This is a genomic window from Stenotrophomonas sp. 21LCFQ19, assembly GCF_056861425.1.
On record NZ_JBSPUF010000003.1, the window covers coordinates 90603 to 111054 of the forward strand.

Annotated in this window: 14 protein-coding genes; 7 read left to right on the plus strand and 7 right to left on the minus strand. The window is 64.4% G+C overall.

Annotation, left to right across the window (positions count from 1 at the left end; all coding sequences use genetic code 11):
- Nucleotides 1-229 precede the first annotated feature (229 nt).
- From AC13FW_RS04525 to hemF, 5 genes are all read left to right on the plus strand, one after another.
- Nucleotides 230-2596, plus strand: coding sequence for a S9 family peptidase (locus tag AC13FW_RS04525; RefSeq protein WP_482988334.1), 2367 nt, complete (start codon nucleotides 230-232; stop codon nucleotides 2594-2596).
- 193 nt (nucleotides 2597-2789) lie between these two features.
- Nucleotides 2790-3221, plus strand: a complete 432-nt coding sequence (locus AC13FW_RS04530) for an NUDIX hydrolase (RefSeq protein WP_482988335.1) — start codon at nucleotides 2790-2792, stop codon at nucleotides 3219-3221.
- A 300-nt stretch (nucleotides 3222-3521) separates the two neighbouring features.
- Nucleotides 3522-4100, plus strand: a complete 579-nt coding sequence (locus AC13FW_RS04535; RefSeq protein WP_482988336.1) for a hypothetical protein — start codon at nucleotides 3522-3524, stop codon at nucleotides 4098-4100.
- 16 nt (nucleotides 4101-4116) lie between these two features.
- Nucleotides 4117-5673 (plus strand): hypothetical protein, encoded by a 1557-nt coding sequence (locus tag AC13FW_RS04540; protein ID WP_482988337.1) that lies wholly within the window; start codon nucleotides 4117-4119, stop codon nucleotides 5671-5673.
- Between the two features lie 46 nt (nucleotides 5674-5719).
- Nucleotides 5720-6616, plus strand: coding sequence for an oxygen-dependent coproporphyrinogen oxidase (gene hemF / locus AC13FW_RS04545; protein WP_482988338.1), 897 nt, complete (start codon nucleotides 5720-5722; stop codon nucleotides 6614-6616).
- 187 nt (nucleotides 6617-6803) lie between these two features.
- Here hemF and AC13FW_RS04550 read toward each other — a convergent pair whose 3' ends face one another.
- Nucleotides 6804-7286, minus strand: coding sequence for a DUF421 domain-containing protein (locus AC13FW_RS04550; protein ID WP_482988339.1), 483 nt, complete (start codon nucleotides 7284-7286; stop codon nucleotides 6804-6806).
- A 400-nt stretch (nucleotides 7287-7686) separates the two neighbouring features.
- Nucleotides 7687-10455 carry a DNA polymerase I gene (gene polA / locus AC13FW_RS04555; RefSeq protein WP_482988340.1) on the minus strand — a complete coding sequence of 923 codons (2769 nt, stop codon included), beginning with the start codon at nucleotides 10453-10455 and terminating at the stop codon, nucleotides 7687-7689.
- 78 nt (nucleotides 10456-10533) lie between these two features.
- Between polA and AC13FW_RS04560 the strand changes: the two genes are divergently transcribed.
- Nucleotides 10534-10815: a DUF2782 domain-containing protein gene (locus tag AC13FW_RS04560; protein WP_282270132.1), complete on the plus strand. Its 282-nt coding sequence runs from the start codon at nucleotides 10534-10536 to the stop codon at nucleotides 10813-10815.
- Between the two features lie 331 nt (nucleotides 10816-11146).
- On the opposite strand, the gene AC13FW_RS04565 is transcribed toward AC13FW_RS04560, so the two are convergent.
- From AC13FW_RS04565 to AC13FW_RS04580, 4 genes are all read right to left on the minus strand, one after another.
- Nucleotides 11147-11596: a universal stress protein gene (locus AC13FW_RS04565; RefSeq protein WP_282270134.1), complete on the minus strand. Its 450-nt coding sequence runs from the start codon at nucleotides 11594-11596 to the stop codon at nucleotides 11147-11149.
- Between the two features lie 88 nt (nucleotides 11597-11684).
- Entirely contained in the window at nucleotides 11685-12701 is a 1017-nt protein-coding gene (gene rtcA, locus AC13FW_RS04570; RefSeq protein WP_482988341.1) for an RNA 3'-terminal phosphate cyclase, read from the minus strand.
- 49 nt (nucleotides 12702-12750) lie between these two features.
- Nucleotides 12751-13977, minus strand: a complete 1227-nt coding sequence (locus tag AC13FW_RS04575) for an RtcB family protein (protein WP_296248287.1) — start codon at nucleotides 13975-13977, stop codon at nucleotides 12751-12753.
- Between the two features lie 697 nt (nucleotides 13978-14674).
- Nucleotides 14675-16222: a vWA domain-containing protein gene (locus AC13FW_RS04580; protein ID WP_482988342.1), complete on the minus strand. Its 1548-nt coding sequence runs from the start codon at nucleotides 16220-16222 to the stop codon at nucleotides 14675-14677.
- Nucleotides 16223-16409: 187 nt separating this feature from the next.
- Between AC13FW_RS04580 and rtcR the strand changes: the two genes are divergently transcribed.
- Nucleotides 16410-18011: an RNA repair transcriptional activator RtcR gene (gene rtcR / locus AC13FW_RS04585; RefSeq protein ID WP_482988343.1), complete on the plus strand. Its 1602-nt coding sequence runs from the start codon at nucleotides 16410-16412 to the stop codon at nucleotides 18009-18011.
- 83 nt (nucleotides 18012-18094) lie between these two features.
- On the opposite strand, the gene uvrD is transcribed toward rtcR, so the two are convergent.
- Nucleotides 18095-20290, minus strand: a complete 2196-nt coding sequence (uvrD, locus tag AC13FW_RS04590) for a DNA helicase II (protein ID WP_482988344.1) — start codon at nucleotides 20288-20290, stop codon at nucleotides 18095-18097.
- Nucleotides 20291-20452 lie beyond the last annotated feature (162 nt).

Below are 20452 nucleotides of genomic sequence, written 5' to 3' on the forward strand. Positions count from 1 at the left end.
CGGGGCGCCCCCCGTGTCGCCCGGCCCCGGCGGGTGGCGGGGGGGCCCCCCCCCCCCCCCCCCCGCCCCCCCCCCCCCACTACGCTTCTGCCCCAGCCCTTCGAGGCAACCTAAACATTGCCGATTCCGGCAGCTCACCCGCCGAACCCTGCCTCCATGACCTGTGGCCCAGCCCGCCGTGTTGGCCTGCTGCTACCCTTGCCCGGTTCCCTTTCACCGGTGCCGAATGATGCCCAAGCTGCTGCCCCTGTCCCTGCTGTTGTTGACCGCTTTCGGCAACGCCCATGCCGCACCCACGCCGATCACCATCGAGCAGGCCATGGCCAACCCGGACTGGATCGGGCCGCCGGTGGAATCGGCCTGGTGGTCGTGGAATGGCCAGCAGGTCGAGTACACGCTCAAGCGCCAGGGCAGCGCGGTGCGCGACAGCTTCCGCCTGCCAGTCAGTGGCGGTGTCGGCCAGCAGGTCGCCGATGACCAGCGCGGCACCCTCGATGCCGCCGACCGCGTCTATGACAGCAGCCGCCAGCGCATGGCCTTCGTCCGCAACGGCGACGTGTTCGTACGCGACCTGCGCAACGGCACGCTGACCCAGCTGACCCGCAGCAACGAGCGCGCCGGTGGCGTCAATTTCGCCAGCGACGGCGGCGTGATCTGGGAAGTGGGCAACAACTGGTTCCACTGGAATCCACGCAACAACGTCACCAGCCAGGTCGCCCAGCTGAAGGCCGACAAGAACCCGGCCGACGCGCCCAAGGCCGACGTGCTGCGCGACCAGCAGATGCGTACCCTGTCCACCCTGCGCACCGATCGCGCCCAGCGCGAGGAACTGCGCGAGCAGGGCGAGCGCTGGCGCCAGGCCGACCCGACCCGTGCGCCGGCACCGATCTTCCTCGGCGCCGATGTCGAGATCGTCGACAGCGCGCTGTCGCCCGATGCCCGCCACCTGATCGTGGTCACCAAGCCCAAGGGCTACGACGAAGGCCGCGGCGGCAAGATGCCGCTGTACGTGACCGAGTCCGGCTACGAAGAAGCCGAAGACACCCGCACCCGCGTTGGCCGCAACAATCCCGAGCCGCATGCGTTCTGGCTGGCCGATGCAGTCACCGGCAAGGTCGAAGCGCTGTCGCTGGACAACCTGCCCGGCATCGCCACCGATCCGCTGGCCGAGCTGCGCCGCAAGGCCGGCAAGGACGCGCTGAAGGGCAACCGTCCGCTGGAACTGATGAGTGACTTCATGGGCGGCGGCATCCGCTGGAATGCCGACGGCAGCCAGGCCGCGCTGATGCTGCGTGCCAACGACAACAAGGACCGCTGGATCGCCACCACCAGCGCCACCAGCGCACGCCTGGAAAACCGCCACCGCCTGACCGACAGCGGCTGGATCAACTGGGGCTTCAACGATTACGGCTGGATGCCGGACGGCCGCACCCTGTGGCTGCTGTCCGAGGAATCCGGCTATTCGCACCTGTACACGCAGACCGGCAGCGGCAAGCCCAAGACCATCACTTCCGGCAACTGGGAAACCTCGGCGCCGGTGGTCAGTGCCGACGGCAACAGCTTCTACTTCGTCTGCAACCAGAAGTGGCCGGGCGATTACGAAGTCTGCAACGTCAACGCCAACGGCGGTGCCGTACGCGAAGTGACCGCGCTCGATGGCGTGGAGGATTTCAGCCTGTCGCCGGATGGCCAACAGCTGCTGGTGCGTTACTCCGCGCCCTACCTGCCTGCACAGGTCGCGGTGCTGCCGGTCAGCGGCGGCGAAGCACGCAAGCTCACCGATACCCGCAGCGCCGAATTCAAGGCCCGCGAGTGGGTGCAGCCGCAGATGGTGCAGGTGCCGTCCAAGCACAGCGCCGGCCATGTCTGGGCCAAGTACTACGGCCCGGACAAGCTCGAGCCGGGCAAGCAGTACCCGATCGCCATGTTCGTGCACGGCGCCGGTTACCTGCAGAACGTGCATGCGCGTTATTCCAACTACTTCCGCGAGCAGATGTTCCACAACCTGCTGGTGCAGAAGGGTTACATCGTGCTGGACATGGATTACCGCGGCAGCGAAGGCTATGGCCGCAACTGGCGTACCGCCATCTACCGCAACATGGGCCACCCGGAGCTGGAAGACTATCTGGACGGCCTGGACTGGCTGGTCGAAACCAAGCAGGGCGACCGCGACCGCGCCGGCATCTACGGCGGCTCGTATGGCGGCTTCATGACCTACATGGCGCTGTTCCGCTCGCCGGGCACGTTCAAGGCCGGTGCCGCGCTGCGCCCGGTGGGTGACTGGCACCAGTACAACCACGCCTACACCGCCAACATCCTCAACACCCCGGACATCGATCCGGAGGCCTACCGCATCTCCTCGCCGATCGAGTACGCCGAAGGCCTGCAGGACAACCTGCTGATCGCGCACGGCATGATGGATGACAACGTGTTCTTCCAGGACTCGGTCAACATGACGCAGAAGCTGATCGAGCTGCACAAGGACAACTGGTCGATCGCGCCCTACCCGCTGGAGCGCCACGGCTATACGCGTGCCGATTCCTGGCTGGACCAGTACAAGCGCATCCTCAAGCTGTTCGAGCAGGAACTGAAGTAAGCATCAACAAGGGCGCCGCGAGGCGCCCTTGTTGTTTGTGGGTGAGGCTTGGCCCCCTCCCTTGCGCAAAGCGCAGGGGAGGGTTGGGGAGGGGTGCTCTTGATCTTGATCCCGCTCCTACCTCCGCAGAACCCCATCACCACCCAAGCCTCCAGTACCATTCCCCGCACGGAGCCCCACCTGCTGGACGCACATGCCAACTACAGAAAACCCCATCCGCATCGTCACCGCCGTCATCCTCGATCCGCAGCAACGCGTGCTGGTCGTGCGCAAACATGGCTCGGATACCTTCATCCAGCCCGGCGGCAAGCGCGAACCCGGTGAGGATGCACTGCAGACACTTGCGCGTGAGCTGCATGAAGAACTTGGCGTGCTCGTCGACAGCAGCAACGCAGTAGCTTTGGGCACTTTTGAAGACGCCGCTGTCAACGAACCCGGTCGCAGGGTGCAGGGCGAATCCTTCCTGGTAGGCATCAGCGGCATCCCGCAGGTACAGGCAGAAATCGCCGAGCTCGCCTGGATTCCACTGCAGGCACCGCATGGTGTGAAGTTGGCACCATTGAGTGCGCTGCATGTTCTTCCTGCGGCGCGCACCGCTATTCTCGCCGCAGCACAGATCGGCTGAATCCCACGCTTGGCAACAATAAGACCAAGGAGCATTTTTGAGCACTATCGCGATCGAACACGATGGAACACGATGGAACACGATGGAAAAAAGTACGAGGCGGATTACCTCGTAGATCAAGGGCTTGTCACGGTTTACGGCGAACGTGGCCAGGAAACCACACAAATCGGAGGGCTGACGGAACAAGGCACTGCAAAACACCTTCTCCGCAACCTCATTCGCAAGGGTCAGATTGACCCAGTCGAACCTGGCGCGACTTGAGTCAGGCAGTAGTCCAACAGCAACCCCTAGCGAGTCATCGTGAAACCGCCCCAGCTTCCGCCCCTTCCTGCCAAACCCTCCGCAGCCACCTCGTTCATCGCTGTCACTGCCAAACTCTCACTGGTGATCGCTGCGATGGCCCTTGCCTGGAGCCTGCTGCAACTGCTGGTAGCGGCCCTGATGGGCCGCATGGACATCCTCCGCACCATGCAGGACGAAGGCCTGCCTGTACCGCCGGGCATGCTCTGGCTCAGTGAACACGTACTCTCGCTGAGCGTGCTTGGCCTGCTGCTGTCGATTGCGTTCCTTGCCGTGTCGTGGGCATTGCTCAGACACCGTGAATGGGGCCGGATCGGCTTCATCGTCTTCCTGGTGCTGGTGGCCTTGGCCAACTTCGCCTTCCTGCCGTTGATCCACAGCATGTTCGACAGCATGCAGGCGATGGTGCCTGCCGAGTTCCTCAATTCCCCACAAGGCCTGGAAATGCGCGTGCAACTACGCGTCGGCCTGTGGACATCACTGATCACCAGCGCCGTTACCGCCTTGGCACTGGCGGTGCTGCATGGGTGGCTGGTGATCAAGCTGAGTCGCCCTGACGTACGCGCCCTGTTTCGTTGAGTCCCCCGGAGTTTGCATGTCCGTTCCACGTTACCTCTCCGCCCTCGCTGGCGGCCTGCTCGCGCTGAGTGCGCTGCCGGTCGCCGCCGCTACCCTGGGCTGCGGCAGCTATACCGCAGAAGAAGGCTCGGCCCGCTTCGTGATCGAGAGCAGCAGCCAGGCTTCGATGCGCTATGAAGGCCTGGCGCCTACCCAATATGTAATCCGTCAGCAGGGCGACACCCTGCATGCCGCCGATGTATCCAACGGCTTCAGCACCGAGTACAGCCTCAGCCGTGACGGCAAGCGCATCACCGGCAGCTTGGGCGACTACGTGCTGGACACCAGCAGCAGCTGCAAGACAGCGCCTACGCCGGCCGCAGGCAGCTGCCGTGCCGATATCGACAGCTGCATCGAGAATGCCAGCGCGGCAACGCCGCCGCAGCTGCGCCAGTGGTGCCAGGAAGACCTGCCCTTCGCCTGCGAGCGCCTGCTGTCCAGCTACCGCGATGAAGCACGGGCCGCACAACAGGCCGCAACGCCGGATCCGGATCTGGAAGAGCCTGCGGTCTGCAAGGAGAGCACCCCGCAGTACAACGAAGCGGCTTGCCTGGCAGCGGCCAAGGAAGTCCTCGGCATCGCCATTGCCAAGGCGCTGGCCGGCGCCTTGAGCAGCAACACCGCGGTGCTGCCCGAGCCGCGTTTGAACGAATTGCTGCAACTGTGCCGCAGCCATCCGGATGCAGGCTTCTGCAGCGAGGTCGCCGATGCGCACTGGGATGCCGGGCGCTACCTGCCCGCGCGCGACGCGCTGCAGCTGGCCTGCAAGGCCGGCGCCGACGAGATGACCTGCAAGCGCGCACAAGCGCTGGCTGCATTGAGCGCTGCCGATGTTGACGTCGGCCCCGCCAGCAGCCTGCCCTGCGGTGACTACAGGGCCAGCACCGGCCTGATGGATGCGCTCGGTTTCGGCAACGATGGCCTGGTCACGATGGGCATGGGCAGCGAGCTGCGCGCACGCCTGCAGGATGGCGCCATCCATATCCGCCACGACAAGGGTGGCGACTTCGTGCTCAAGCCGCTGCGCAACGGCGGCCTGCTCGGCATCGACAGCTGGAACCGCTATGCCGTTTACCAGCGCACTGGCGGCAGCAGCCAGTGCAGCGCGCCCAAGGTATTCGTCGAACTGCCGCTGCCGCAGGATTGCCCTGTGGGCAGTGATCCACAGGCCTGCTGCGACAGCGGCAAGCTGCAGGGCTGCAATACCCTTGGCCACCGCCATGCACTGGCCGGCGACTGGCAGGCCGCTGCGCCGGCATACCAGAAGCTGTGCCAGGCCGGTGTGCGCGTTGGCTGCGAGAACCTGCGCAGCGTCTACGAGAACACCGGCGACGAAGACATCCCCGGCAAACTGCTGTCCATCTGCAAGCGCGACGGCAAGGGCACCCATGTGGCCTGCGATGTCTACGAGACCACCAACTGGGCAATGGCCGGCCTGGGTGCGCAGCTGATGCGTGCCGCCGAAGACCTCGACAACGAAGAAGACGCCGACGCACCGACGACGCCCAGCAAGGGCAAATCGCTGCGCAAGTAAGGCATGAGGCGCAGGCCGCGGCAGCGGCCTGCGCTACAGTACGCACATGAACGAATTCGACCGCGTACGCGACTATCTGACCGGCCTGCAGGACCGCATCTGCGCCGCCATCGAGCAGGCCGACGGCCAGGCCCGTTTCAACGAGGACCGCTGGCAGCGCGCCGAAGGTGGCGGTGGCCGGACCCGCATCCTGCGTGATGGCGCAGTGTTCGAGCAGGCCGGCATCGGCTTCTCCGACGTCGCCGGCACGCGCCTGCCACCCTCGGCCTCTGCCAGCCGCCCGGAGCTCGCAGGAGCGTCCTGGCGCGCCTGTGGCGTGTCGCTGGTGTTCCACCCCAGCAACCCCTACCTGCCGACCACCCACGCCAACGTGCGCTACTTCCAGGCCGAACTGGATGGCAAGACGGTGGCGGCATGGTTCGGCGGCGGCTTTGACCTGACCCCGTTCTATCCCTTCGACGAAGACGTGCAGCATTGGCATACGGTTGCGCGCGAATTGTGCGCGCCTTACGGTGAAGACCGCTATGCCGCGCACAAGCGCTGGTGCGATGAATATTTCTTCCTCAAGCACCGCAATGAAACGCGCGGCGTTGGCGGCCTGTTCTTCGACGACCTGCACGCCGACTTCGAAACCGACTTCGCCTACCTGCAGGCGGTTGGCGACGGTTTCCTCGATGCCTACCTGCCCATCGTCGAACGCCGCAAGGACACCCCGTATGGCGAACGCGAGCGCGAGTTCCAGCTGTACCGCCGTGGCCGCTACGTCGAGTTCAACCTGGTCTACGACCGCGGCACCTTGTTCGGCCTGCAGAGTGGCGGCCGCAGCGAAAGCATCCTGATGAGCCTGCCACCGCGCGTGCGCTGGGAATACGGCTATACCCCCGACAGCGGCAGCGACGAAGCGCGCCTGGGCGCATACCTGGTCCCGCGCGACTGGCTATAGTGCCGAGCCATGCCCGGCAGGGGCTTTACCAGCAAGCCATCAGATGTGGGAGCGGCGTAAGCCGCGAAGCCCGCAGCAGTGAAATTGAGGCGTTGTCTGCAATCGGATCGATCATCAGCTTCGCGGCTTACGCCGCTCCCACAAGCTTGGATTTCTGGTGACGCCTCATGCCGAGCATGGCCCGGCACTACCTGTTGTCCTTCTTCAGGATGATGGTGATGCGGCCGTTGGTTTCCAGCAGTGCCAGATCAACTTCATCCACTTCATCGCAACCGGCATCGCGCATCGCCTTGGAAAAATCGGCCTTGCTGACCAGCTCGCGCTGCAGCACCTTCTGCAGCACGTGGCCGTGCCGCGCCAACACCACCGGCTCGCCTTCGATCACCTGCTCCATCACCGGGCTGCGGGTAGTGATCCAGCCCACGACGTAGTTCAACGCGATCAGCGTTGCTGCCAACAGCAAGCCGCCGCCCAATGACGTGTCCTGCCCCAGCAACGCGTTCTGCACGGCATTGCCCAACAACACCAGCAACAGCATGTCGAACGGGGTGAACTGACCCAGCGTGCGCTTGCCAGCAACCCGCACCATCACCAGCACCACGACATAGACAATCACCGCGCGCAGAATGAACTCCCACCACGGCATCGCCAGTGCGAACAGGTCGGACATGATTCCCCTCCATCACTCGATGACCTCATCCTCGGCCAGTGCAGATAAAGACGGCGCGAGAAAATCGGCGGGAGCGGCCTTCCATCTGAATAGTTTCAAATGAGACAAAAAAGAAGCCCCGCCGACCAGGGGGGGGTCGACGGGGCCGGGGAGCGGGCATTTGGGGAGGAATCCCCGCTCCGAGATCTGCTCCAGGGGATGGGAGAGATCCGCGACAGACGTTGCGTCTGTCGCGGACTATATGAGCACTATCAACCTTGATGGTTCGTGAAGATTCTGTCTTTCTTCCAAAAGAATTAAGGACAGATTCATCTGCGGAAAACAGCACTATTTTCTAAATGCGATGTAACGCGACGCATTGTTTCATTTACCAAAACTTTCTAGTTAAGAAACTAGAAAATCAATGAGCTTCGTCCCAATTTTCACCGATTCCAGTGTCCACTACCAAGGGAACACGCAGGCTCGCTGCCGATGCCATTCGTTGCTCGACTTCCGCGCGCAAGGTGTCGATGAATGCGATGTCGGCCTCGAATACCAGTTCATCGTGCACCTGCAGGATCATCCTGGCCTTGTCACTGTGCCCCTGCAGCCAGGTGTCCACGCTGACCATCGCGCGCTTGATGATGTCCGCCGCAGTGCCCTGCATCGGGGCGTTGATGGCGGCACGTTCGGCGCCGGCACGCAGGCCCTGGTTGCGGGCGTTGATGTCGTTCAAATACAGGCGGCGACCAAACAGGGTCTCCACATAGCCCTGCTCGCGCGCCTGCACACGCATGCGCTCCATGAAATCGCGCACCGCCGGATAGCGGCTGAAATACAGCGCCACATAATCCTGCGCCTGGCCACGATCGATGCCCAGGTTCTTGGCCAGGCCGAACGCGCTCATGCCGTACATCAGGCCGAAGTTGATTGCCTTGGCCGCGCGACGCTCGTTCGGCGTCACTTCGTCCAGCGCGCGACCGAACACTTCGGCAGCGGTGGCACGATGCACGTCGGCACCCTGCTCGAATGCGCGCACCAGGCCCGGGTCTTCCGACAGATGCGCCATGATCCGCAGCTCGATCTGCGAGTAGTCGCAGGCCATCAGCTTGCGCCCCGACGGGGCGACGAATGCCTTGCGGATACGCCGGCCGTCCTCGGTACGGACCGGGATGTTCTGCAGGTTGGGATCGGACGAGGACAGGCGCCCGGTCGCCGCTCCCGACTGGTGGTAGCTGGTGTGCACGCGGCCGGTATCCGGGTTGACCATCTCCGGCAGCTTGTCGGTATAGGTGCTGCGCAGCTTGGTCAGGCCGCGGTATTCGAGGATGACGCGCGGCAGCTCGTGCTGCTCGGCAATCGCTTCCAACGCTTCTTCATTGGTGCTGGGCTGGCCCTTGGGGGTTTTCACCAGCGCCGGCAGGCCCAGCTCGTCGAACAACACCGCCTGCAGCTGCTTGGGCGAATCCAGGTTGAAGGTATGCCCTGCCAGCTCGGTGGCCTTCTGCTGCGCCGCCAGCATGCGTGCGGACAGATCGCTGCTCTGCCGCTTCAGCTCGGCCGCATCGATGCGCACGCCGTTGGCCTCGATGCGCGCGAGCACCGGCACCAGCGGCATTTCGATATCGCGGTACACGCTCTGCAGCGACGGCACCGCCGCCAGCTGCGGGCCCAGTACACGGTGCAGGCGCAAGGTGATGTCAGCGTCTTCGGCGGCGTAGGCGCCGGCTTCGTCGATGCCTACCTGGGCAAACGAAATCTGCTTTGCGCCCTTGCCCGCCACGTCCTCGAACTTGGTGGTGGTGTAGCCAAGATAGCGCTGCGCCAGCGAGTCCATGTCGTGGCGGGTAGCGGTGGAGTTCAGCACGAAGCTTTCCAGCATGGTGTCGTCGGCATAGCCCTGCACGTCGACGCCGTGGCGGCGCAGTACATGGATGTCGTACTTGCCGTGCTGGCCGAGCTTCTTCTTGCCGGCATCTTCCAGCAGCGGCTTGAGCGCATCCAGCACCTGCTGCATCGGCAGCTGTGCCGGCGCACCCGGATAGATGTGGCCGACCGGGATGTACGCGCCCTTGCCGGGTTCGACCGCCAGGCTGATGCCGACCAGATTGGCGCGCATCGCGTCCAGCGCATCGGTTTCGGTATCGAAGGCGAATTCATCGGCGGCCTGCAGACGTTCCACCCAGGCCTGCAGCTGCTCGCTGGTGAATACCGTTTCGTATTCACCCTTGGCCGCCATCGCTGGATCAAGGCCAACCACCGGCTCACTGTCGGCAGCCTTGGCATAGCCCGCGGCAGTGCCGCGCAGGCTGGGCTTGCTGTCACCAGCAACATCCGGTGCAGCAACGCCACCGAGTTCGCGCAGCGCCTGGGTGAAGCCGTAGCGCGCGTACAGGCCGCGCAGCGAGTCCACGTCCTGTTCGCGCAGCTGCAGGTCGCGTGGCCCTTGTTCCAGCGGCACGTCGGTGCGGATGGTGACCAGATCGCGGTTCAAGGGCAGGCGCGGAAGTGCGGCGCGCAGGTTCTCGCCAATCTTGCCCTTCATGCCCGGGGCAGCGGCGATCACGCCATCCAGGTCGTTGTACTCGGCCAGCCATTTGGCGGCGGTCTTGGGGCCGCACTTCTCCACGCCCGGCACGTTGTCGACGGTATCACCCATCAGCGCGAGGTAATCGATGATCTGATCGGCGCGCACGCCGAACTTGTCGATCACCGCCGCGTCCGAGTCGGTGCGGCTGCCGGTCATGGTATTGACCAGCACCACGCCCGGACGCACCAGCTGGGCGAAATCCTTGTCGCCGGTGGAGATGGTGACTTCCAGTCCATCCGCAGCGGCGGCCAGCGCCAGCGTGCCGATCACGTCATCGGCCTCGACGCCGTCGACGCGCAGGATGTCGATGCCCAGCGCCTGCACGATGTCGCACATCGGCTGCACCTGCGAGCGCAGGTCGTCGGGCATCGGCGGACGGTTGGCCTTGTACTCGGCATACATGTCGTCACGGAAGGTCTTGCCCGGCGCATCGACCACGAAGGCGACGTATTCGGGCTTTTCCTTCAGCGTGGACCGCAGCATGTTGACCACGCCGAACAGCGCGCCGGTGGGCTCGCCATTGGCGTTGGTCAGTGGCGGGAGCGCGTGGAACGCGCGATACAGGTAACTGGAACCGTCTATAAGGACTAATCTGCTCATGCGCTGATTCTACGCGGCGGACCGTTGCCGCATGTGGACAGGCATAATCGAACCATTCCCACCGAAGGATGCGACCCCATGAAATCCCTGCTGCTGATTCCCCTGCTGGCCCTGGCTGGCTGCGCCTCCCTCGGCGAAGGCGCGACGCCGGTAGATGTCAAAGGTGCGGATATCACGCGCAAGTCGATGGACAACGGCGACACCATCGAGGAATACCGGGTCGGCGGCACCCTGCGCATGGTCAAGGTGACCCCGTCGCGCGGCGCACCGTTCTACATGTACGACCGCGATGGCGACGGCCGCATGGACAGCGACAAGGACGGCACCAAGCCGGTGTACTGGAAGCTGTATAGCTGGTGATCTTCTACCCCCTCCCTTGCGCGAAGCGCAGGGGAGGGTTGGGGAGGGGTGCTTTTGGCGGCCAAGCCTGAAGACCAACGGGCCCATTCACCCGGCAGAACAAAGCCCTCGATCGAGGGCTTTGTTGATTTTGGCTTCTTGTTTCTTTGGGGCCACCGCGTGAAGCACCCCTCCCCAACCCTCCCCTTTGCCTACGGCAAAAGGGAGGGGGCAGAAGCCCTCGCTCGGGGGCCTTTGTTGATTCTGGTTGCTGGTTTCTTTGGCGACACAGCGGGAAGCACCCCTCCCCGGCCCTCCCCTTTGCCTTCGGCAAAAGGGAGGGGTGGAAGCCTCAGCGGATTACCAGCACCGGGACCGTGCTGCGGGCCAGCACTTCGGAGGTCTGGCTGCCCAGCAATACCCGGGTGACGCCGCGGCGACCATGCGAGGTCATCACCACCAGGTCGCTGTTGCAGGCCTTGGCGGTGTCGATGATACCGTCGGCGGCGTAGCGGTCCAGCACGTGGTGGGTCTGCACGTCGGCCACATCAGCGGCGTGTGCGGCGGCCAGTGCCGGCTGCAGGATCTTCTGTGCGGCTTCCTCGCGGTCCTTCTTGTACTCCGGGCTGGCCTCGTAGCCGGCGCTCCAGCCCATGGCGTCGTACATGCCCACCGCCCACGGCTCGGAAACCGTGACGATGTCGGCATGCGCGCCCAGCTGGGCGGCCAGCTCCAAGCCCTTGGCCAGGCCCTTGGCGGAAAGCTCGGAACCGTCGGTGGCGATCAGGATGCGCTTGTACATGGCAGTTCTCCTTGGATGAAGGGTGGTGGTGGCACCATTGCACACCCGATGTTGCCCCCATGCCTTGCGCGAGATCAAACCCGGTCGATCAGGCGCTGACCCATACCTCCCAGTGTGGTCCGCGCTGCTGCCAGTCGAATTCCACCGGCAGGAACTTCTCGATCAGCCGCGCATTGCTGCGCAGGTGGTCGCTGAGCGTGGCGGTGGTGAAGCGACCGCCGCCGGCCAGTGCCATCGGCAACAGCAACTGGTCGGACAGGTGCTCGCCCACGCAGGCACCACCCCCCAGGTAGGCCTGCACGGTGTCGGCCAGCCGACCCGCCACGTCCTCGGCAACCAGCCCGCGCTCGCCATGGCTGTCGAAATGCTCGACATGCTGGTCATGCCGCACCGTCACCGAGGCCACATTGCCCGGCCCAAGCGCCGGCCGCACCACCCGCACATGGCGTGGATGGGCGTCCACGCCGAAGCGCTTGGCCAGCACATCCAGCTCGCGCTGGCCGATGGCGGCAGGCAGGCCCGATACCAGTACCTGCGCCTCCAGCGCCTGCAATGGCCCGCGCACGCTGAACTCGAGTGGCTGCAGCTGCACACACCCCTGCACCGTCGCTTCCAGCACGCCGCCACCGGCCGGATGGAAGCCCGGCACATGCAACTGCAGGTCCGCCTGCACGCCCATCCGCGCCAATGCCGGCAGATAGCAGCTGTTGATGAAGTCGGCACTCGGTGCCATCGGATTGTGCGTACCACCTTCCAGCCGCACACGTGACGGCGCGGAGGCCTGCCATAGCGCAGGCAGCACTGTCTGCAGCACCAACGTCGCCGAGCCGGCGCTGCCGATGGCGAAGTGGTAGTCGCCCGCCTGCACGATGCCGGGCACGAAACGCAGCGTGGTCGCCCCCAGCGCAGCGCCTTCCACCTGCGCATTGCTGATCCGCGCTGCGGCGTTGACCGCGGTCAAATGCTGGCGCATCAATCCCGGCCGCGGGCGCTTGGCACGGATGTCCTGCATGGCAAAGCCAATCCCGGTGCACAGGCTCAAGCTCAGCGCAGAGCGCAGCAACTGCCCGCCGCCCTGGGTTCCATCGATTTCAATCATTTCCATTGTCTTGCCTTCCTGTGGCGCCCCACCGCAGTGGTGGCGCCATTTTGTCTTATCCCTTCACACACACCACCTGACGCAGGGTATGCATGATCTCAACCAGATCGCGCTGCGCCTCCATCACCGCCTCGATCGACTTGTAGGCGGCCGGTGACTCATCCACTACCTCGGCGTCCTTGCGGCACTCCACGTGCGCGGTGGCCTTGATGTGGTCATCCACGCTGATCAGCTTGCGCGCCTTGGTGCGGCTCATCACGCGGCCGGCACCGTGGCTGCAGCTGTGGAAGCTGTCCTCGTTGCCCAGCCCGCGCACAATGAAGCTCTTGGCGCCCATGCTGCCCGGAATGATGCCCATCTCGCCCTTGCGCGCACTCACTGCGCCCTTGCGCGTCACCAGCACATCCTTGCCGAAGTGGTGCTCGCGATTGACGTAGTTGTGGTGGCAGTTGACCGCCTCGGCCTGCGCCTCGAATGGCTTGCTGATCACCGTACGCGCGGCCGCAACCACATTGCGCATCATCACCTCGCGGTTGATGCGGGCGAAACGCTGTGCCCAATCCACCGCGAACACGTAGTCGCCGTAATGCGCGCTGCCTTCCGGCAGGTACGCCAGGTCCTGGTCCGGCAGGTTGATCATCCAGCGACGCATCTCCTGCTTGGCCAGCTCGATGAAGTAGGTGCCGATGGCATTGCCGACGCCACGCGAGCCGGAGTGCAGCATGAACCACACGCGCTGCTCTTCATCCAGGCATACCTCGACGAAGTGGTTGCCGGTACCCAGCGTTCCCAGATGCTTGAGGTTGTTGGTGTTCTTCAGCTTGGGGTGGCGCTCGCAGATCAGGGCGAAGTCGGCAGCAAGCTGCGACCAGCCTTCCACCGAAAGCTCCGGCGCGGTATCCCAGCTGCCCTTGTCGCGGCCGCCACGGGTCACGCTGCGGCCGTGCGGCACTGCGCGTTCGATCGCGCTGCGCAGCGCAGACAGGTTGTCCGGCAGGTCGCTGGCAGTCAGCGTGGTACGGGTGGCGATCATGCCGCAGCCGATGTCCACGCCGACCGCAGCCGGAATGATGGCGCCGATGGTCGGCACCACCGAACCCACGGTCGCACCCTTGCCGAGATGGACGTCGGGCATCACCGCCACCCATTGATGGATGAAGGGCAGGCGCGCGATGTTCTTGAGCTGCTCGCGGGCCTCGTCTTCCAAAGGCACGCCGCGCGTCCACAGCTTGATCGGTGCCGCACCCGGCTCCTGGATGACGTTGTAATTGGTGTCGTTCATTGATGGCTTTCCTGTCATCTTCAAATCAAAGGTGCGGTGACAAAGGGGATGGAACTGTCCGCAGTACCAGAGCAGGTCTGGCAAGGCAGCCGGGACTTGAACCCGACCCCGAAGGGCTTCCAATGTAGTTCCACCTGCATTCACCGCGTGCAACATCTGCAAAAGGTGCCGGCCTGCACGACAAAGGTTGAAGGAACATCCTGCTCTAACCAGACTGAGCTACCGCTGCGTTTCCACAACGGGCGGGATTCGAACCCGCGACCCGGAGCTTAAGAGGCTGTAGTTCCTTCGGCATTCGTGCACGCCGACGTTGAAACGTGTTCATGCCGAAACATGAAGCAATACGAACAAGGTGCCGGCAGATACGACAAGAATGATGGAACGTTTCACCGCTGTGCCACGAGGGCAAGGCGGCGATCCTGCTCTATCCACTGAGCTACCGATGCATCGCGGCATCGGGCGGGAATCGAACCCGCGACCTGGAGCGTGAAAGGCTGTAGTTCCATCGGCATTCGTACAAGCCGACATTGAGGGGGTGGGAGCAGACGGCAAGGGTTGGACTGACCCTCCGGATTCGAACCGGAGTGAACAACCAATGTAGTCAGGCCGGCATCCGCCTTCTCCCATGAAAGAATTCTCCAGGCCCGGCCGGCCCCATTGCCGGCCGGGCATCACATCGGCGACATCCGTATCGCCCTTACAGATCCATTGCCGCGATCCGCTCCACCCAGCGTGGACGCTGTGCCGGCGGCAGGCTGGCGTTGGCCAGCAGCTCGAACACCGCATCGCTGAAGCCGCCGATATGCAGCACGTCCTCGCGCTCTACCGTCTGGCTGCTGGCCACCGGCTGCAGATCAATGCAGGCCAGCTGCGCCTGCGGGCAACGCGCCTTCAGCGCGGCCCACTCACGCATGGTTGCGGTCTCACGGTTGCCGCGGGTGTCACGCCAGCTTTCGTTGTCCGACACCAGCACCAGCAGATCCACCTGCGCCCGCTTGCGGTTGAGGTAGGCCAGCGGTGCACTTACCGACGTACCGCCACCATTGATTGCCAACTGCTTTGCCAGGGTCATCACGCTGTCGCGCGGGTTCAACTGCTGTGGATGCACCTCGGTATCGAACGGCAGCACCTGCGCCTGCGGGTGACCGCGCAACACACAGGCCGCGATCAAGGCCGCCACGTCGACGCACCGCGCCGCCGAGCTTGCCCCCTTGCGATAGCCGGTTACCGGCCACTGCATCGAACCGGATACGTCCACCGCCACCACCACCTTGCCCTGCAATGCCGGCACCGACGCGGTCGCCACCTCCATCGCGTCCTGCAGCGCGTCCAGGATCGGACGCGGCAGTGCCGCACCGGCGTGGTAGGCCATCAGCAGCTGGTAGGGCAGCACCCGCGAGCGGGCGATCTGCTGCGGGTCACGCAGCTTCGCAGCCACTTCTGCAACCATGGATTCGTCCTCGAACACGCCGTGACGGGCAAAGGTGTTCAAGTTCATTCGCAGCTGCTGCCAGCTCGAGTTGCGTGCCAGTACCGACCACTGCGCAGCATCCAATGCCAGCGCGCTGTAGTACTGGAACGGCAGGTCCGGCAACATCCCGCGCGGATCGCGCTTGAACGCTTCGTAGGCACGCAGCTCTGCCGGCAGCAAGGCCTCGTCGTAGGGCCGTCCGATCACCCAGGCATACAGCGCCTCACGCGCGGCATCCTGCGGCTTGGGATGGACCATGCGGATCACATCGGCCAGCGACGGCTGGTTGCCGATCGCCGCACGGATGATCGCTTTCGGCGAGGCCTGCTCCAGCCACTGCCGCAGCAGGCGCTTCGGCAACGAGCCCAACGAACGGCGACCTACCCGACCACTGCGCATGATCTGCACGAAAGTACGCAGCATGCGGCCGTTGTCGATCACATGCGGGAAGGCCGCTGCAAACGCCTCACCATCACGCACGCTCAGCATCGCCAACAGCAGCGCGGGCACGTCCTTCATGTGCGCCACACCGTGGGCATAGGCGGCGGTGCGGGCAATGAAGCCGGCATCGACCTCGTTGCACAGCGCCTGCACCTGCTCCAGCTGCGTATCGGCGCTGGCGTAGAAGGTGCTGTTCAAGCAACCGGTGGCAGCGAACAGGGCCAAGGCCGCACGCGGGTCACGGGCATAGGCCGATCCACCGGCCTCGTTGCGGACCGTGGCCTTCGGCAGCAGGGCGCCGCGGAAGGATGCGAACAGGTTTGCGTTGGCCATTTCGTACTCCTTGGCGGGAACTGCCCGCCGCTTGTCTTGCTCCTATGAACGCAATGGCCGTGCCAACTTTTCCATCATTCGATCAATTCATTGATTTACAAAGGTATTTTTAATTTCCAGGAGAGGATTCGCGCATCCGTGATGCGGACTTACGTATACTTTCAGCGCGCTTTTTATAGGAATTGATATGTCCAAGCGTCAGGTCATCTTCGGCATGCTCGGCACCCAGCTCGATTCGGGCAGCGGCCCCGGTCGCTGGGAAAAATGGCGGCCCACGGTGGCCCTGGGCATGCACGAGGACTTCCAGCCCGATCGCATCGAACTGATGCTGGACGAGCGCCGCTTCAGCCGGCTGGCCAAACTGGTGCAGGAAGATCTGGCACTGGTATCACCCGGTACCGAGCTGCGCCTGCACGACACCTACCTGGTCGATCCCTGGGAATTCGAAGGCGTCTACGCACGCCTGCACGACTTTCTCGCGGCCTATCCATTCCAACCGGACGAGGAGGACTACTACGTCCACATCACCACCGGCACCCACGTCACCCAGATCTGCTGGTTCCTGCTGACCGAGAGCCGCCATTTTCCCGGTCGCCTGCTGCAGACCTCGCCGCCACGCAAACAGGCCAATGGCGACCCCGGCAGCCACGCAGTAATCGACCTGGACCTGTCGCGCTACGACCACATCGCCCAGCGCTTCGCCCAGCAACAGCTGCAGGACCGCGACCTGCTCAAGAGCGGCATCGCCACCCGCAACCCGGCCTTCAACCGGATGATCGAGCAGATCGAGAAAGTCGCGACGCGCTCGCGCGCACCGATGCTGCTGACCGGCCCCACCGGTGCCGGCAAGAGCCAGCTGGCCAAGCGTGTGTTCGAGCTGAAGAAGCTCAAGCACCAGTTGCCCGGTCGTTTCGTCGAAGTGAACTGCGCGACCCTGCGCGGCGACGGCGCGATGAGCACCTTGTTCGGCCACACCAAGGGCGCCTATACCGGCGCCAGCAGTGACCGCGCCGGCCTGCTGCGCTCGGCCCACCAAGGCCTGCTGTTCCTCGACGAGATCGGCGAGCTGGGCGCCGACGAACAAGCCATGCTGCTGCGCGCACTGGAAGAGAAGCGCTTCCTGCCGGTGGGCAGTGACCGCGAGGTCGAAAGCGACTTCCAGCTGATTGCCGGCACCAACCGCGACCTGCAGCACGATGTCCGCCAAGGCCGCTTCCGCGAGGACCTGCTGGCACGCCTGAACCTATGGACTTACCAACTCCCCGGCCTTGCCCAACGCAGCGAGGACATCGAGCCCAACCTGGAATTCGAACTGGAACGCTGGTCGCGCGAGCAGCACGAACGCGTGCGCTTCAACGCCGAAGCGCGTAGCCGCTATCTGACATTCGCCACCAGCAGCGAAGCTGCATGGCGCGGCAACTTCCGCGATCTGGGCGCCAGTGTTGTGCGCATGGCGACGCTGGCAAATGCAGGACGCATACAGACCGACGGCGTCGATGAAGAGATCAACCGCCTGCGCACGCAATGGCATGGCGGCGATGAGGCATCGCCACTGCAGGCATTGCTCGGCGATGTTGCCAACCAACTGGACCGCTTCGACCGCGTGCAGCTGGAAGAAGTGGTACGCGTCTGCCTGCGCTCAAGGAACCTGTCTTCGGCTGGCCGTGAACTGTTCGCGGTATCGCGCACGCAGCGCGCCAGCACCAACGACGCCGATCGCCTGCGCAAATACTTGGCAAAGTTCGATCTGGATTGGGAGCAACTGCGGAATCACGCAACCCAACTGTAGTGCCGAGCCATGCTCGGCAGTCCTTCACGCACAGGCTAATACGCCGACCACTCCCCGGGTGCGCTGCGCTTACCCGGGCTACATCAAATCACCGTCAGATTCGCATACGCCATCACCAGCCACTTGCTGCCGGCATCGGCGAACTCGACCTGCACGCGCGCATGCTGGCCGTTGCCTTCGTAGTCGGTGACCATGCCTTCGCCAAACTTGGGGTGATTCACCAACGCACCCAGCTTGATCGGCGGCGCTTCGATATTGGCGTGACCGCCCATCACCCGGTTTGCACCTAGCGAGGCCGGGCGCGAGACCTGCACCTTGGGGCGAACTTCGTTGAGCAGCTCGCGCGGAATCTCGCGCAGGAAGCGTGACGGCAGACTGTAGTTGTCCTGGCCGTGGATGCGGCGCGACTCGGCATAGCCCAGCACCAGCTTCTGCCGCGCACGGGTAATGCCGACGTAAGCCAGACGGCGCTCTTCTTCCAGACGCCCACTTTCTTCGAGCGAACGCGCACTGGGGAACAAGCCTTCTTCCATGCCGGCCAGGAACACCAGCGGGAACTCCAGACCCTTGGCCGAGTGCAGTGTCATCAACTGCACACCCTCTTCGCCCGCCTGCGCTTGGCCTTCGCCAGCTTCCAGCGAGGCGTAGGACAGGAAGGCGACCAGCTCGCTCATGTCCTCGGCACCTTCCTCGATATCGTCTTCGCGGCGCACGAAGCGTGAGGCCACCGAGATCAATTCGTCGAGGTTGTCGGTACGCGATTCCGAGTCCAGCGCGTTGCGGCTTTCCTTGCCCCAATGCTCACGCAGCGCCGAACGCGATAGCACGTGATCGATACGCTCGGACAGATCCATCTCGCCGGTCTCGGCGGTGATCTGCTGCACCAGGTTGATGAAGCCGGCCAGGGCATTCTTGGCGCGCGAAGTCAGGTCCGTGCCCTGCGTGGCCAGCATCGCCGCTTCCCACAATGGCAGCGCCTGCTGGCGCGCAATGCGTCGCACTTCATCCAGGGTACGCTCGCCGATGCCGCGCGTCGGCGTATTCACCGCACGCTCGAAGGCTGCATCGTCGTTGCGGTTGATCATCAGGCGCAGGTAGGCCAACGCGTCCTTGATTTCAGCACGCTCGAAGAAGCGCATGCCGCCATACACACGGTACGGCACCTGCTCGCTGAGCAGCGCTTCTTCGAAGGCCCGTGATTGTGCGTTGCTGCGGTAGAGCACGGCGACATCGCCGTAGCTGCCACCATCACGCACCCACTGCCGCGCACGCTCGACCAGGTAACGCGCCTCGTCCATCTCGTTGTAGGCAGCGAACAGGTCGATCGGATCACCGTCGCCGCTGTCGGTCCACAACTGCTTGCCGATACGGTCCGGGTTGTGCGCGATCACCGCATTGGCGGCACCGAGGATGTTGGCGGTGGAGCGGTAGTTCTGTTCCAGGCGAATGGTCTGCGCACCCGGGAAATCCTTGAGGAAGCGCTGCACGTTCTCGACCTTGGCACCGCGCCAGCCATAGATGGCCTGGTCATCGTCACCGACCACGAACACATGCGCGCTGTCGCCGGCCAGCACGCGCACGAAGGCGTACTGGATGGCATTGGTGTCCTGGAACTCGTCGACCAGTATCTCGCGGAAGCGAGCGCGGTAATGCGCCAGCAGCGCCGGGTTGTCGCGCAGCAGTTCATGCGCGCGCAGCAGCAGCTCGGCGAAGTCGACCAGACCGGCGCGGTCGCAGCGCTCCTGGTAGGCCGCATAGGCCTGGCGCAGGGTCTCGCCCCACTGGTCATGCGGCTCGGGCTGGATGTGCTGCGGACGGCGGCCTTCATCCTTCTGCGTATTGATCCACCACATCACCTGCTTGGGCGGGTACTTGCTGTCGTCCAGCTCCAGCTGCTGCACCACGCGCTTGACCATGCGCAGCTGGTCGTCCGAATCCATCACCTGGAAGGCCTCGGGCAATTTGGCATCGGCCCAGTGCAGGCGCAACAGACGATGGGCCAGGCCGTGGAAGGTGCCGATCCACATGCCGCGGCTGCCCTTGCTCAGCTGCAGGTCGATGCGGTGGCGCATTTCGCCGGCCGCCTTGTTGGTGAAGGTGACCGCGAAGATGCCGTGCGCGGGCACGCCACAGACTTCGGTAAGCCAGGCGATGCGATGGATAAGCACGCGCGTCTTGCCGGAACCGGCGCCGGCAAGAATCAGGTGGTGACCAAGAGGCGCGGAAACGGCCTCGCGCTGGGCTGCGTTCAGCCCGTCGAGCAAGTGGGAGACATCCATGCACCCATTTTACGGGAAGCGGGCCAACGCTACCTGCAACACTGAACCCTGCCCTGCAGGGGCTTGCCGGGAAGGCCCTGTAGTGGGGGGGGGGGCGGGGGCGGGGGGGGGGGGGGGGGGGGGCAGGGGGGGGGGGGGGGGGGGGAGGGGGGGGGGGGGGGG

Excerpts from the sequence above, each read along its gene's own strand:
- AC13FW_RS04565 (WP_282270134.1), bottom strand. The coding sequence starts at position 11,596 with ATGTACAAGCGCATCCTGATCGCCACCGACGGTTCCGAGCTTTCCGCC.
- AC13FW_RS04550 (WP_482988339.1), bottom strand. The coding sequence starts at position 7,286 with ATGTCCGACCTGTTCGCACTGGCGATGCCGTGGTGGGAGTTCATTCTG.
- AC13FW_RS04575 (WP_296248287.1), bottom strand. The coding sequence starts at position 13,977 with ATGAACGACACCAATTACAACGTCATCCAGGAGCCGGGTGCGGCACCG.
- polA (WP_482988340.1), bottom strand. The coding sequence starts at position 10,455 with ATGAGCAGATTAGTCCTTATAGACGGTTCCAGTTACCTGTATCGCGCG.
- AC13FW_RS04540 (WP_482988337.1), top strand. The coding sequence starts at position 4,117 with ATGTCCGTTCCACGTTACCTCTCCGCCCTCGCTGGCGGCCTGCTCGCG.
- AC13FW_RS04560 (WP_282270132.1), top strand. The coding sequence starts at position 10,534 with ATGAAATCCCTGCTGCTGATTCCCCTGCTGGCCCTGGCTGGCTGCGCC.
- uvrD (WP_482988344.1), bottom strand. The coding sequence starts at position 20,290 with ATGGATGTCTCCCACTTGCTCGACGGGCTGAACGCAGCCCAGCGCGAG.
- AC13FW_RS04530 (WP_482988335.1), top strand. The coding sequence starts at position 2,790 with ATGCCAACTACAGAAAACCCCATCCGCATCGTCACCGCCGTCATCCTC.
- hemF (WP_482988338.1), top strand. The coding sequence starts at position 5,720 with ATGAACGAATTCGACCGCGTACGCGACTATCTGACCGGCCTGCAGGAC.
- rtcA (WP_482988341.1), bottom strand. The coding sequence starts at position 12,701 with ATGGAAATGATTGAAATCGATGGAACCCAGGGCGGCGGGCAGTTGCTG.
- AC13FW_RS04580 (WP_482988342.1), bottom strand. The coding sequence starts at position 16,222 with ATGGCCAACGCAAACCTGTTCGCATCCTTCCGCGGCGCCCTGCTGCCG.
- rtcR (WP_482988343.1), top strand. The coding sequence starts at position 16,410 with ATGTCCAAGCGTCAGGTCATCTTCGGCATGCTCGGCACCCAGCTCGAT.
- AC13FW_RS04525 (WP_482988334.1), top strand. The coding sequence starts at position 230 with ATGCCCAAGCTGCTGCCCCTGTCCCTGCTGTTGTTGACCGCTTTCGGC.